Origin of the sequence: Paenibacillus hunanensis, from assembly GCF_034055775.1 — a bacterium.
In the GTDB taxonomy this organism is placed as follows: Bacteria; Bacillota; Bacilli; order Paenibacillales; family Paenibacillaceae; genus Saccharibacillus; species Saccharibacillus hunanensis.
In genome coordinates this window covers 851,687-866,543 of the sequence record NZ_CP139194.1, presented here as the reverse complement: position 1 = coordinate 866,543, position 14,857 = coordinate 851,687, and the positions used below count along the sequence as shown (strand labels likewise).

At 41.3% G+C, this 14,857-nt stretch carries 14 protein-coding genes; all 14 read right to left on the bottom strand.

Annotated elements, in window-relative coordinates:
• Positions 1–61: 61 nt before the first annotated feature.
• Positions 62–1,396, bottom strand: coding sequence for a sugar phosphate nucleotidyltransferase (locus SK066_RS03445; protein WP_320543657.1), 1,335 nt, complete (start codon positions 1,394–1,396; stop codon positions 62–64).
• On the bottom strand, positions 1,393–2,352 hold the full coding sequence (locus SK066_RS03440; protein WP_320543656.1) for a GDP-L-fucose synthase family protein: 960 nt from the start codon (positions 2,350–2,352) through the stop codon (positions 1,393–1,395). Before SK066_RS03440 ends, SK066_RS03445 begins: the two co-directional genes overlap by 4 nt.
• A gap of 35 nt (positions 2,353–2,387) precedes the next feature.
• Positions 2,388–3,506, bottom strand: a complete 1,119-nt coding sequence (gmd, locus tag SK066_RS03435) for a GDP-mannose 4,6-dehydratase (protein WP_320544791.1) — start codon at positions 3,504–3,506, stop codon at positions 2,388–2,390.
• Between the two features lie 72 nt (positions 3,507–3,578).
• A complete protein-coding gene (locus SK066_RS03430) occupies positions 3,579–4,895 on the bottom strand; it encodes a UDP-glucose dehydrogenase family protein (RefSeq protein WP_320543655.1) in 1,317 nt (438 codons plus the stop codon).
• 25 nt (positions 4,896–4,920) lie between these two features.
• A complete protein-coding gene (locus SK066_RS03425) occupies positions 4,921–6,189 on the bottom strand; it encodes a nucleoside-diphosphate sugar epimerase/dehydratase (RefSeq protein ID WP_320543654.1) in 1,269 nt (422 codons plus the stop codon).
• 53 nt (positions 6,190–6,242) lie between these two features.
• Positions 6,243–7,337 carry a methyltransferase, TIGR04325 family gene (locus SK066_RS03420; protein WP_320543653.1) on the bottom strand — a complete coding sequence of 365 codons (1,095 nt, stop codon included), beginning with the start codon at positions 7,335–7,337 and terminating at the stop codon, positions 6,243–6,245.
• A gap of 35 nt (positions 7,338–7,372) precedes the next feature.
• Positions 7,373–8,656, bottom strand: a complete 1,284-nt coding sequence (locus SK066_RS03415) for a hypothetical protein (RefSeq protein WP_320543652.1) — start codon at positions 8,654–8,656, stop codon at positions 7,373–7,375.
• A 79-nt stretch (positions 8,657–8,735) separates the two neighbouring features.
• Positions 8,736–9,467, bottom strand: coding sequence for a glycosyltransferase family protein (locus tag SK066_RS03410; RefSeq protein WP_320543651.1), 732 nt, complete (start codon positions 9,465–9,467; stop codon positions 8,736–8,738).
• Positions 9,468–9,485: 18 nt separating this feature from the next.
• Entirely contained in the window at positions 9,486–9,977 is a 492-nt protein-coding gene (pseH, locus tag SK066_RS03405; RefSeq protein ID WP_320543650.1) for a UDP-4-amino-4,6-dideoxy-N-acetyl-beta-L-altrosamine N-acetyltransferase, read from the bottom strand.
• Between the two features lie 68 nt (positions 9,978–10,045).
• Entirely contained in the window at positions 10,046–11,035 is a 990-nt protein-coding gene (locus tag SK066_RS03400) for an SDR family NAD(P)-dependent oxidoreductase (protein WP_320543649.1), read from the bottom strand.
• 23 nt (positions 11,036–11,058) lie between these two features.
• Positions 11,059–12,846 carry a motility associated factor glycosyltransferase family protein gene (locus SK066_RS03395; protein ID WP_320543648.1) on the bottom strand — a complete coding sequence of 596 codons (1,788 nt, stop codon included), beginning with the start codon at positions 12,844–12,846 and terminating at the stop codon, positions 11,059–11,061.
• Positions 12,847–13,053: 207 nt separating this feature from the next.
• Positions 13,054–13,959, bottom strand: a complete 906-nt coding sequence (locus tag SK066_RS03390) for an O-methyltransferase (protein WP_320543647.1) — start codon at positions 13,957–13,959, stop codon at positions 13,054–13,056.
• Between the two features lie 153 nt (positions 13,960–14,112).
• Positions 14,113–14,466 (bottom strand): hypothetical protein, encoded by a 354-nt coding sequence (locus tag SK066_RS03385; RefSeq protein ID WP_320543646.1) that lies wholly within the window; start codon positions 14,464–14,466, stop codon positions 14,113–14,115.
• Entirely contained in the window at positions 14,463–14,846 is a 384-nt protein-coding gene (fliS, locus tag SK066_RS03380) for a flagellar export chaperone FliS (RefSeq protein ID WP_320543645.1), read from the bottom strand. The genes SK066_RS03385 and fliS overlap by 4 nt, the downstream gene beginning before the upstream one ends.
• Between the last annotated feature and the right edge of the window lie 11 nt (positions 14,847–14,857).

Sequence of the window (14,857 nt, the reverse complement as noted above, 5' to 3'; positions counted from 1 at the left end):
GACACTTCTCATCATCTGCATATTTATATTGCATAACCTCGTAGTAGGCGAAATCGATGCTTCAATTTTTACATTCATGGGTATCGCTTATGCTAACTATCATAAATTCTAATTCGGTTAATGCCTTTATAAAGTTTATAGAACTATAGTCCAATTCAACCGTTATGCCTGTATGAAGTGATTCACTATGCTGCTCTGCTACCAGTGTACCCTGTCCAGATAAAATCGTTAGACGCATCGTTGTATGTCCCTGCTTAAAAATTGAGTATAAATAAGAAGTAGGCAGCTGATGATCCTTAAAAATTTTAAATTTACTAATGGTGTATTCCTGATCTTCTCGTACAGTATGATCAATCACTTTATAATGCCCCCATGATTTCTCCTCATACATTGGACGCTGATGAAAATCACCGAGCAGCTCCTTCAGGCGTGGACTGGATACTTTATCCGTCACAATAATTCCTTCTGGACTTGCTGCCACTACGGCATCGGAAATACCCAGCACATAGATAGGCACACCAAGCTCATTAATAACATGAGTGTTACTACAATCTGCACTCATCTTACCTTTACCGATAAAACTGTCCGCAATCTCTTCGGTTAGTGTATTCCATGTTCCTAGATCCTTCCAATAACCTTTATACGTAGCAGTAATGATATGATCCGCTTTTTCCAATATTTCATAATCAAAGCTTTGCGCCTGCAACTGAGCATAGTCATCGAAAAATGAATGATATTGCGTAGTCATCCCTCGCTCCTGCATCTTCTCCAGCAAGTAAGAGCACTGAAAGGCAAAAATTCCGCAGTTCCATAGTGCGCCTTCTCCAATAAGTTTCTCTGCTTTTTGCTCACTTGGCTTTTCTACAAAATGAGTAACTTTTCGGTACGACTGATTCTCTGATGAGGATTCTGGAATGATATAGCCATATTTGGCAGAAGGATAAGTAGGCTCGACACCAATCAAGGCGATATCTGCTTTGGCTTTACGAAGCGATTGCTCTAGCTCTGCTAGCTTTAAAAATAGAGCTTCATTTACGTACGAATCTACCGGTAATACAATAACAACCTCATCTGATGAGACAAGCTGCTGTTCATTTAAATATAAAACCGATAAACAGATCGCAGGCAAAGTGTCCTTACGTTCGGGTTCTACAATAAATTGAACCTGATCCCCTAACTGTTGCTGCAATATTTCGATTTGTCCAGCACTGGCTGTAATGAACACATTATCCTTCAAGCCAACTGTATGAAGCTGGCGCAGAATACGTTGCACCATAGACTCATATTGCTCTGCCGCCTCACCCGGCAATATTTTAAGGAACTGCTTAGAACGCGAATCACTGGACAAAGGCCATAATCGTTTTCCAGAGCCGCCTGATAACAATACAATTTTCATATGCGTATAGCTCCTGCTTGTTCACTTTGCTGCTCATACCAGCGGACTGTACGAGCAATACCTTCAGTTAATGAAGTTTGTGCTTCCCAGCCTAGCTTTTTCATACGCTCTACATCTAACCTTTTTCGACTAACACCATCTGGCTTGCTGTCATTGTATACAAAGCGACCGGTATACCCAACCGCCTGTGCAATAATATCTGCCAGATCAGCGATTGCAATATCCTCACCAGTACCAACATTAACAAACTCTCCGATATCCTGGTTCGAATACTTTTGCATTAAATATATACATGCATCTGCTAAATCGTCAGAGAATAGAAACTCCCGTCTCGGTTTGCCTGTTCCCCACAGCTCAACCGTCTCCGTATTGCTTTGTTTAGCTTCTATAATTTTGCGAATCAATGCAGGAAGCACATGCGCGCTTTCCAGATTGAAATTATCCTGAATACCATAGATATTTGTTGGCATAACTGAAATAAAATCAGTCCCATACTGTCGGTTATACGCCTCACACATTTTAATACCAGCAATTTTTGCGATAGCATACGGCTCATTCGTAGGCTCCAGCTTACCATCAAGCAAATATTCTTCTCGAATCGGCTGCTCACTATGCTTCGGATAAATGCAGGAGCTTCCCAAAAATAATAGCTTGGTCACCTGATATCGATGAGCAGCCTGAATGATATTCAGCTGAATTGACAGATTATCCGTAATAAACTCTACAGGATAGCGATAATTTGCATAAATGCCCCCAACCTTTGCTGCTGCCATAAAGACATACTCTGGTTGATTGTTCTCAAAAAAGTGATTCACGGCTTCAGACTGACGCAGATCCAGCTCTTTACTCGATTTCACAATCACATTAGTATAGCCTGAAGACTGCAATTGACGATAAATAGCTGACCCTACCAATCCGGTATGACCAGCCACAAAAATTCGCGAATCCTTTAACATCAGCATTCCTCTTTTCCTTCTATACGTACAGAGCCTTATTCAAAACGTTCGAATGTTTGTATGCCTTGCTGCTTCTGCATTAGCTCCAGCTCAGCCTTTTTATGATCTGCATCCATCATCATTTCGATCAATGAACGAAATGTTGTACGTGGCTGCCAGCCTAACCGTTGCTTTGCTTTGGTAGGATCGCCCAGCAACAGGTCGACCTCAGTCGGTCGAAAATACTGTGGATCAATATCCACAATCACCTTGCCGCTCTCAGCATCAACGCCGACCTCGTTCACACCTTCACCCTGCCATTGAATCGTAATGCCTACAGCTTGGAAAGATAGCTCTAAAAATTCGCGAACAGTATGCGTTTCTCCAGTAGCAATCACAAAATCCTCTGGTTCTTGCTGCTGTAGCATCAGCCACATTGCTTCTGCATAGTCGCCTGCATAGCCCCAGTCACGTTTGGAATCAAGATTGCCCATAGATAGCTTTTCCTGTAAGCCATGCTTAATACGTGCAGCTGCACGCGTTATTTTACGAGTAACAAATGTTTCGCCGCGAACGGGCGATTCATGATTAAACAGAATTCCATTACATGCGTATACACCATACGCTTCTCTATAGTTGATTGTAATCCAATATGCATAGATTTTAGCTGCTGCATAGGGACTTCTTGGATAGAACGGAGTATTTTCATTTTGAGGAGTTTCCTGTACTTTACCATATAGCTCGCTAGTCGATGCCTGGTAAAAACGCACCTTCAACTCCATACCTAGAATGCGAATAGCCTCCAGCAATCGAAGTGTACCTACAGCATCTGAATTCGCTGTGTATTCTGGAGTATCGAAGGATACCTTCACATGACTCTGCGCAGCCAGATTATAAATTTCGTCCGGCTGTACCATCTGCAAAATACGAATAAGACTCGTCGAATCTGTCATATCGCCATAGTGCAGCTGCAATCTATGATCTGGAGGTAAGGAATAGTCATGCAGATTATCAATACGATCTGTATTAAAGGAAGACGCCCGACGGCGAAGTCCATGCACCTCGTAGCCCTTATCGAGTAAAAATCTGGCCAAATATGAACCATCCTGACCTGTTATCCCTGTAATTAGCGCTTTTTTAACAGTCAAATTGATCAGCGACTCCTTTACAAACATCATAATAAATATCTTGACCTGAATGCATAATGGCTAGCTAGGATAGCTGAGTTTAGCTCCTGATTATGACTATTAATTGATGGATAATGGCGGTCTTCCAATTGGATAATAGAGAATACCGAGTTGACGGATTTGGTCAATATCCAATACATTACGCCCATCAATCACAACCGAATGCTTCATCGTCTGCTGTAGCTTCTGTAAATCGGCCTGCTTGAATATTTCCCATTCCGTCAATAGACACAGGGCATCACTATCAGCGGCTGCATCCCATTCGCTATGAGCATAATAAATGCGCTCATGCTCAATGTCTGGCAAATCACGAAACTTACTCATTGCCACTGGGTCATATACTTTTAGCTTCGCCCCCTGCTGCAATAGCCGGATAGCAATATCGATAGCTGGCGATTCTCTGACATCGTCAGTATTAGGCTTAAAAGCAAGTCCCCATAGCGCAATTGTCTTCCCGCTCAAGTCGCCTGCTAATGCCTGCTCTAGTTTTGTGATGACAGCTTGCCGCTGCATCTGATTCACTTCAACCACCGATTTTAGTAATTTAAAATCATATTCAGCATTACCAGCAATTTGAATAAGTGCCTTGGTATCCTTAGGAAAACAGGAACCCCCATAGCCGATACCTGCTTTCAGAAATTGAGGGCCGATCCTGCCGTCCATTCCCATACCTCTAGCTACTTCTTCAACCTGCGCCCCAACCTTTTCGCATATATTAGCAATCTCATTAATAAAAGATATCTTTGTAGCTAAAAATGCATTGGAAGCATATTTAATCATCTCAGCACTATGAAGGTCTGTGATCATAACCGGTGCATTAAACGGCTCGTGCAGACGAGCCACAATAGTCGCTGCCTTGTCATTATCGGCACCGATAATAATTCGATCAGGCTTCATCGTATCACTCAAAGCAGAGCCCTCTCGTAAAAACTCCGGTACAGATACCACATCAAATGGCTGTTTTGTTTCTCCAGAAATTTTGCGCTTGATCGCATTATTTGTACCTACGGGAACCGTACTTTTAACAATAATGATCGTATATTTTTCGATCGCTCTGGCAATTTCAGACACGGCGGCATCAATTGCTCTCATGTCCACGCCTCCACTTGGTAACGAAGGAGTGCCTACAGCAAGAATCACAATATCTGCTTCCTTCACGGATTCACCTAATCGATCAGTGAAGGATAAGCGTTGTTGCTCCACATTGCGCACCATGACTTCCTGTAGTCCCGGTTCAAAAATAGGGATGGTGCCCTGATTGAGCAATTGAATTTTTTCAAGCTCTTTGTCTACACAGATGACGGTATTCCCAATTTCGGCAAAACAAACACCAGAAACCAAACCAACATAGCCTGTTCCTACTACTGTAATTTTCATTTTGCCTCCTGCTATCATTAATGGGTTAAGAGAGAGCAAAAATAAGATCCTCCAATGATAAAAACTTCTTTTCCAGATCTGTATGTTTAAAATGAGCGATAAAAATATTGATCGTATCATATACAGGCGTAACGATAATCGCATCTACATCATGCAGTATTTCCTTTTCCGCCAGCGATACTTTAGGAATTCCATGTATATCTCCATGAGCATTCGCATTGTCGATAAAGCAAACAATCTCAATATCCGATTGCTGCAATTCTGCCAGCAAATTCTCACCAAGCTTACCAGCTCCATAAATCGCAATTTTTTGAATATGTTGCTGTTGAAAATATTGCTGAATATATCGCTGCTGATGCAGATTTTTGATCCATTGATCCTGCATTAAATAATACTGATTATATCGCCCAGCCGGATCCGCCTTCGAATAATGACGCTGAATGATCGCATCGTCCGCATAGGCCTTTAGACGTTGCTCCTGCTCTTCCAGCGCTTCAATATAAGGTGCATAGATTAGATTCATCACATGCATAGAAATACGGTACATAGTCGACACACTGAAGCGATCAGGTCCGATCCATTTGAAGCCATGGTAGTGATAGAATACTAGCTGCTGACCATCGACCTTCATATCCTCAGTCAATTGATAACGTTGAACATTCCATGGAGCAGCAGTACCAATATGCTCTAACACATGAACACCCTCAAATTGCTCAGGCCAATGATCAAGATATTTTTGATCGCCGAACTTTCCGTCCTCTAGACGATCATAACACCATTCTAGACACCGCTGTTGCCACCATTCCAGCACATGCGTACCCTTTTGATCTGCTCTAAATGTGATAAATTCAACACAATAAATACCTGACGTACGCGATTGATCGTATTCAGGCACATATTTATGGCTATTGATTAAAACAGAACTATTGGACACTCTGAACTCTTCCAGTAAAATGGAAGGCTTATGGAAAAATAGTAGGTCTGCATCAACATAAGTCACTTCATCGACCTCGTAATGCTTTAATACATGACCAATTACAAAAGGGGTACATGTCCAGCAGTACTCTGCTACATTGCGCTCGCCTTTTACACGTAGCAACTCTTCTGTTTCAAACTGCTGGAGTGATATCGCAACTAGATGCTCTATATTCATCTCTGTGATAATGCGGTACGAGGATTCATCGAAACAGAACACGTATAACGTAAAGCTTTCTCCTGTTTTCTTGAGAGACTCATACATAGCCAATCCTCTGGACATATAGTGAGAGTCAAATAGTGTACAATAATGGTTCATCGTATCTCCCCAATCGTAATTACATATTCTCTACAATGATGAATTCCAGGCCTCTACGCATCCATAGCTGTAGCCTTTAAAAGCATTCCCTGACCAATCACTTTATGCTTGTTGTCCAGATATACCTCATCCTCAGGAATAGTCCAGCGCAGCAGCATATGATGTTCTTGCTGCATTAATTTAAGCCATTTATGCTCTGCCAAAAACCAGGCTGGATACGAAGCATCGTAAATCGTTGGCTCTACATATTGAATGGATAAAATATCGGCTTCCTTATCAATTAAGGGCAATCGATTCATTAATACATATGGAGCATTAAAGCGCTTAATGATATCCCAGTATGCTTCAGGCTCTTCGGTATGCTGAATAAAGCTGCTCGCAATAATAAAATCAAAATTCCCCTGTGCAATATACTGCTCCAGCTCTGATTTGGTTATAAAGTCAAGCTCTTCATTAGCAAAGTGCTTCTTACCTGCTACACTCATTGGTGGAGTTTCAAATACAAACCATTTGAATCGAAGGGTTGGGGGTAAATGGGCTTTAAAGGTATGATAATGCGCGCCAAGAGCACCACCAAAATCAAGCACACGATATTCACTCTTAGGCAGCGCAGCTTGAATATGAGCAAAGCTCGCCAAAAGCTGCTGGCTACGAGAATCCAAATCAGGCTTTGGATTCCTAATAAGAGCCTCAGTAGAGTGAGTAATCTTCTCAACGATAGCTGGATTCTCATACCCTGTACATTGCTCTAGCGCTTCCTCATAAGAAGAATAATTGCCAAAAAATCCATATCGTCCATCTGGAGTCAGATTGGAGAAATGAATAAAGTCACTAAAATCCTCTGTTTCCTCTAGACCATACGCTTGTAGCTGTGCAGAAATTTCACGATAATACGTACTCGCAAGCAATACGTATATCCGTCCATGAAGCTGCTCCAGAATAGCGGGTGACTTCACATCTAACTCTAATGATTCGTTAAATTGCTGGCTATGCTCATTGTTATCGACAGCGTAATCGATCCTGATTCCACAATGATCACAGAACGCTTTGACCTTTTGTGCACCGCTTCCAGTACCGAATATAACAATAGAGCGATGCTGAGCTTTAGCTTTGACCAGTTCAATAGCCTGCTGAATTTTGATAATCATTGGTTCTCCTTCATATTTGAAATGTAGGTGAGTGTTTATTTATTTTGAAATAAGCTTTTCCATGAGAATACTGTTAATTCACGCTCAGCAAACTTATTCTGTAAACGCTCTACAACCTGGGTATCATGATCACCTTCAACCGAGACGATGATGGCATCAATCTGTAAATCTGCATTCAGTATCCAATCCTCCGAATAAACCGGTACTTCAAATTGCTCTTTTCTTTTATCCGACCATTTATTATCGATAAAGGCTACAACGTGCAGCTGCTCCAGCTTCATATCTTCCAATAAATACTTACCAATCGTCCCTGTCCCAAAAATGCACACCTTCTGAATATTTCTACTTTTCAAAGGGGAGGTAATTCCCTGCTTTTCTAATAGCAGACGCTGTAGCCATTGTTCTTTATAATAGCCATTTAATTTTTCCGTCATTAGTTGCTGCGTAGTTTTGACGTTGTACTGATAGTAGTCGAGGCGATGATCAAGCTCCGTATGCTGAAGCACCTCTGTAGGATGCGTCAGTGGAAATCTTATCTCCTCTACTGGAATATTCGCAAGATGGTCTACCTCGGTCGTATGTGTTGCCTGCTCGCCATACCCGACATTAGAGATCATATTAACACCTGGAATGATGAACAGACCGCGATGCACCCAGCAGGAAAGTAGCCATGGATAGGCCCAAGAGTCAATTTTACCTTCATAGGTTTCTCCAAACATACGCTCCCAATATTTGACCATATCGATATCATTTAAAATCGGCAACAGTCCGTTGTGAGCGCGCATGGCTGGCCATGCCTGCATATCCTTATCAAATAGCTTCCAAGCTCGACGCCATGTCGCCCATCCCCAAATGTAGGCATATCTTGAAAAGTAGTAGCTATTCTCTGTACCAATGGCATCTGGTAATGCTTTCGTTCCCGATATCCCCATAATACGCGCATCATCGTAATACTCATGTAATAATTGCTGAGAGTATTCAAAAAATGAAGCATTCGGTAAACAATCATCCTCCAGAATAATTGCTGTTTCTACCTGTTCAAATACCCAGTCCAGGCCTGAGGCTATGCGTTGCTTACAGCCTAGATTAGTATCAGAAAAATCAGTGTATACCTCGCATTGCCAATCGATATCCTCGATAATTTTACGCGTTTGAGCGCATCGCTCTGCTTCTCCCGTACGGTCAGCACGTGGTCCATCAGCTATCACAAATAATTGCTGTGGCTGTGCTCGCTTGATCGCATCGAATACGACTTGTGTTGTATCTGGCCGATTAAAAATAATCAATACAACTGGCGTTTCAAGTTGCTTCGTAGACATCTTATTTCCCCTTCATCATCAGCCATGAGAGCATAATATATCAAATAGGCTGTGTTCATCGCGCAACACAGCCTTTTTATTATTGAACAGGCTTTTGCTGAATATGCGCATTGATGCTAGCTACTTCTGGATGCTGAAGCAGGTAATCAATGTAAGCCTCAGACGGTGCATTTTTACTATCCTCAATACGATTAGCCAAAATTCTGCAAAGCTCGTAGTCCTCCATTGTATCAACTGTCATTCTTAGTTGTGGATGTAATAATATTGCTGGAGGTATGATCGTCGTACTTGTAAATTGCTCTGAATACTCATACGCATAATAGGTAACATGCTCACGATGTCTTAGCTCTGATGACTGCTGATATATTTTTTCAAGTGCAGTATAAGAGATCATTTCCACCGATAAGCCTCTCGTTAATTGCTCCTGTCCATCATTTATAACAATATCAGACGGCTGTGTCTTCATTGCTTGAATGGTTTGCTCTGCCAGCTTATAGTCTACAAAGGGACAATCCGAGGTGACTCTGATGACATATTCAGGCTGATATGCTTGAGCACATCGGTAATATCGTTCTAGAACATCCAGCTGTGAGCCTCTAAAAACATCCACTTCATGCTCCTGACACCAGTGTGCAATCTGATCATCCTCTGTCAAATCCGAGGTAGCTACAATAACATGCGACACACCTTGAATCTTACGACATCTGGATACGACGTAATCCAGTACTGTACTATCGCCTAAGGGCAGCAATACCTTGCCTGGAAGACGTGTTGATCCCATTCGTGCTTGAATGATAACGATGGTATTCATGATTTTAAATCTCCCCCGTTACTCGAATCGTGCATGCTTGCGGGCAAATCTGCCTTTATGCTGCTGCCACTGCTCGTTCAGCATTTCATACACATACACATCATGAAATACTCCATATTTAAAAATATGCTGACGCTGACAGCCTGCTTCCGTACAGCCATAGCTCACATGCATTTTTCGAACCTTATCATTTCCCTCCATTACTTCTCCAGTTATCTTATGAAAACCGAGTTCTTCAAACACATAATGATACACATAAGGCGCTAGCATCATACCGATCATTGAAGCACTCTCATCTCCAATATAAAAAGCCCAGCTACAACGTCGATGTACCCTGTTTATATCATTCAATGAGAGCAAGCCAACCGGCTTATCCTTCACCATAATGATCCAATAGCACTGTGTATCATCCTTAGAAACTGCTTCAAACCACTGTTTTTGCCTGTCCATATCTGCCTGAATATCACTGAACATATATTTTGTTACATGTGGTTGCATTCTCCAATGCATAACCAGCTCCAAATGCGTTTCACGCAACCTGATAAATTCCAATGATATTCACTCACCTATCACAATTTTTAGACCAAGCTTTCCTCTACCAACCATTGCTTGATTGTTTCCTTACTTACAGGCTTCATCTCCAGATCAATAAGAGGTTTACTTTCCTCAGCATTTCGGAATTTGAAGATGGATGGGATGATGTACATATTCTCTTTTTCAAGTACAATCGTCTGTTCATCCAATGTCATGAGCTCCTCAAATTGCTTTTCACCAGGTCGTAAACCAATATATTCGATGTTGGAACAAACACGACCGCCGCTCTTCTCATTCATTAGCTCGATCATGCCTTCTGCCAGATCACCTACACGGATAACAGGCATTTTAAGTACAAATACCTCGCCACCCTTCGCGATTTCATTTGCTTCCAAAATCAATTCGATCGCCTGTGTTGGCGTCATCATATAGCGTAGCATTTTCGGATCGGTAATCGTAATATTCTGTCCTTCATTGATTTGCTTATGAAATAACGGAATAACTGAGCCTCTAGACCCCATTACATTACCGAAGCGTACAGCGGAAAAGGTAGTCTTTTTTGAGCCTTTTTGATATTCAGCAGCCAGTATCAGACGCTCTCCTGTAAGCTTGGTTGCACCATACGTATTCGTCGGAGAAATCGCCTTATCTGTGCTTGTGAACAACACCTTCTCAACATTGTTCATAATCGCTGCCTGAATGACATTCTGCGTTCCAATCACATTTGTTTGCACAGCCTCAAAGGGATTGTATTCGCAAAAAGGGACATGCTTCATCGCAGCTAGATGAAACACGTAATCAATATCCTCCATTGCTCGGATCAGTCGACTCTGATCTCTTACATCACCGATCAAAAATCGTAATTTTGAGGAATGCTCCTTGAATTGCAACCCCATTTCATATTGCTTATACTCATCCCGGCTAAAAACGCGTATCACCTGAGGATTATCTTTGAGCAGATGCTTGATCAAATGATTACCGATCGTTCCTGTACCGCCAGTAACAAGTATTTTTTTATTGTGATATATCCCCATTAAGGATTGGCCTCCCGTCCGTATCAAGCTATGCTTATTTTTTCAAGACGCTCAATTGACACATAGAAAATATCCTCGATCTCAGTTAGCATATTTAAAATGCGATCCGCCAATTCACCTAGATGAACATAGATCAATCTAGTTTTAGTCACGATATTTTTCTCAGTTACGATGACTGGCAATTGCTTATCAAACTGGGATAGCTCAATTGGAATCATACAATCAGCTACAGGCTCAAACCAGCTCCGATTTACAATCTTCGTCCAGGCAAGTTCAATTTGTTCTGTGACCTGCTGTGCCTTTAACGGTTTGGAGCGGCTTAGATCCTGTGCTTTAGCCAGCAGCTTCTTAAGCGCCTGCAATTCTTGCTTCACGACACCAAAATCCTTTACTGTATCGGTAATCCGTTCTCGTATCTCTACGATGTTTTGTGACTGAACAGATACTTTTTGGTTGTTTATCAAATTGCGAATAGCGGCTTCTTCCATACTCTCATTTTCAAGCAGCGGCCATACATCTTCTGTAGGCATAAAAATCGAGCCTGCGATTTTAGCACCATTACGTGTCGAATTGATAAATTGTACATTAGGGCAGCTGGCGATCAATTCTTCCAGACCCTCTTTCATAAACATAAAGCTTGCTGTGGTTGTATTCAATGAGCCATGTACATTCTCGACCCTTAGCTGATTGGACACAGCCTCATCTACCTTCATTTGCAAATAAGGTAAATATGCATGATTGACACCTTCCGCATAGAACTGGTTATTAGGGAAAGATAAATCCTGTCCCATCATAATGATACGTTTCGCTCCAAGCGCGATGGCAGCCTGCATAGCAGTACCTGTTACAGTCGAAGTAGGCTCAATCAAAAAGGCTTCCTTCGGCTTGTCTATACAATATTGAGATACAAAATCATTACGTAATACGCTATAAATGGTCTGACCTTCATGCTGCGGGTTAATACCATGATAAGCTGTCGAAGTGATCAAAAGTGGTGCTACCAATGTCTCTGGATTATTGAAGATTGTCGTATTGATTTCCCCGCCATCCATCACTACTGTTAAATGCGGCTCAATGCCATGCTTAGCTAATACCTGAATACTGGAGCCTGCCGCAATAATCAAAGCATGTGGCTTCATACGCTGTAACCATTCGATATCCTGTTGCAGAGAAGGACCCGAGCCTACAACGACAGCTGTAGAGCCAGGAAGTGATCCTGCCAGATTTTCAATAGATGGAGAAGTCAATACATTTGCTAGCTGATACATGCTATTCTGCATCCATTGCACACGAAAATGATTCATTGTTTGTTGGTTGACTTCAAAAGTCTGATTATATTTCAAAAATTCCTCTTTCAACTCATATAGCTGATTGCTATCCTGCTCCAGATAATGTCGATGTGCAACAAATGCCAAATCCGATTCCATATAATTAAGAATCGAGGAAAATAGCATTTTCAAGTGCTCTTCGCCAACAGCTAGTCCTTTAAATCCAGGATGCTGAAACAACTCGACAAAATTAAATTTTTCAATCGTATCATAAAAGGTTGCTACATTAGGCTCATATACAAAAATCCAGCGATCAGGATACTTTTCTAATAAATCGATCAAAGCCAGCCCCTGCCCAAATCCGTACATAAAAATAAGCTTGAAGCTTCCAACTGATCCTTCTACAGCCTCTAACCATGCTTCGTCTTTCTCCACACGTTCTGTATAGACGCTAGATTCATCAGCCTTCATATTTGTAATTGATTGAACAACATGAGGGAATTTTTTATTTAAGAAATTTATATTCGCTTGTAACGTAGACACAATTACACCACCCTTTGGTTAGTCCAGTTTCCTATTATCTCTTCTATCAGTATATCGGATTTCTGGTAACTTCTATGAATGTTTTGTAAAAAAACCAGTCTTTTTGCCTAGTTTACAGCAAAAAGCGCGTATTCCAGCAAATTACCGGTCATACGCGCTTTCTATTTTTTACCACTTAGCGAGAATTATATTTTACTTCCAATTCGTCTATAATCCAAGACAATTCTGCTCTCTATAAAAGATACTTGAGCAGGAGGCCTGATTCATAAAAGCTGTTGCACCTTTAAAATCAAGTCGTTTGAATCCTTTATCGATGAGATATTCATAACCTTGATTGTAATCTTCTCGGTCTGTATTATCCCAGATGATTACACCTGCTTCATTTAAGCGTTCTACTGCTTGCTTCGCACAATTTATACGATCTCTACCATCAATAAAGACGATATCGATATCATCTAAGCGATTCACCATTTTGGAATAGGCACCATCATACTCCAATTCCTGATAAATTAACTCGGTGTTATCCTTATCTATTTTGCTAAGGATATATTCATACCATTCCTTATTATGCTCCACGGTCATCAACCGCTTTGCATGTGTGCTCCACCATAATGTACTATGTCCTGCTCCATATTCGAACACAACCAGATTATATGGAATTCTGTTTCTCAAAAAATGCATCATTCCATAGTTAACCCACGGAATCGCATTCCCCTCTTGATCAACAGATTGGCCTTCATCTGCACTACGGTAATAGCCTTCCTCTTCAAGATATACCATCGGCGATTGTGTCTTTTTAAATAGCTTATATAATGAGGCATAAGGTGCTTCATGCACCGTTTGGATAGTACAGCTTAATTCCTCAGCGAGCTCCAGCTTTTTTTGCTGTGCAGACTGCTCGTCTCCCAGTGCGATCAGCATCAGATCGATACTTTGCTTTAAATGCTCTGGAACCGAATCAATATCCTTAAAAATAGGAAGCTGATCACTAATCTGAGCATGCTTATTTTCAGGCTGTCGGTCTAGAATAAAAATCACATTATGATCTTGTAATTTTGCTGCTTCAATAGCATAATATCCCGAAAAATTTGCACCGTACAAAGCTACGTTCAATGTTATATCCCCCTAGTATATAGACAAGACTGGTATTTCTTATACACAATATATCGGATTTACCAAAGCTTCTATAAGTATTTTGTAAAAAACTAGTCTATTTACCTACTTCATAAAAAAAGCATGTGACCCAATTTAGGATCACATGCTTTTTTATTTACGATGATCTACGAAAAAGCTATCTGTCACATGATGCTGATGATAAGCATGATGCTGGTTACGGATCGTTCCTTGTCGTTCCAGCCATTGGCCTGCTTCCTGCTTGATCTGATCCATTCTGTTCAAAATGATCGGATCCATATTCATCAGTTCAGCAATTTGCGCTTTATGCTGTTCTGTAAGCTCTGAGCGATATAGCTCCATCTTCTCAAGAATCATACCGCGCTCGTCAATAAAGGTGAATAACTCTTCATCACTTATGATATTCAAGCGCTCTATTATGCTGATCGTTAACGCATACAGCTGCGTTAGCAGGGAGGACATGCTTTCTTCATTTGGATGCGTCATACGCTTGTTGCCACGTCAGGAAGCTTGCTCGCTTCTATCCAGGTTTCGCGCAGATCACTCAGATGAACTAGAACTTCTTCAGCCAGCTCGCGGTTCTTTTTCACATTGGATTCGATCAGACAATGCAGCATATATTCATAGATCATGAGCAGGTCGCCTGCAATCGCAAAATCAAAGTTCAAAGCCGAAATCAATTCGTGTACAATCGCTTGTGCTTTGCACAGATTGTTGTTGGCTTTTTCATAATTACGTTCTTCAATTCCCTCTATGCCGGCTTTTACGAAACGAATGGCACCATCATATAACATGATAAGCAGTTTTGGTTTAGAAGCAGTTTGCGCCTGTGCCTGTTGATATTTTTGGTAAGGTGATTGAATCACTTTATTGCCCC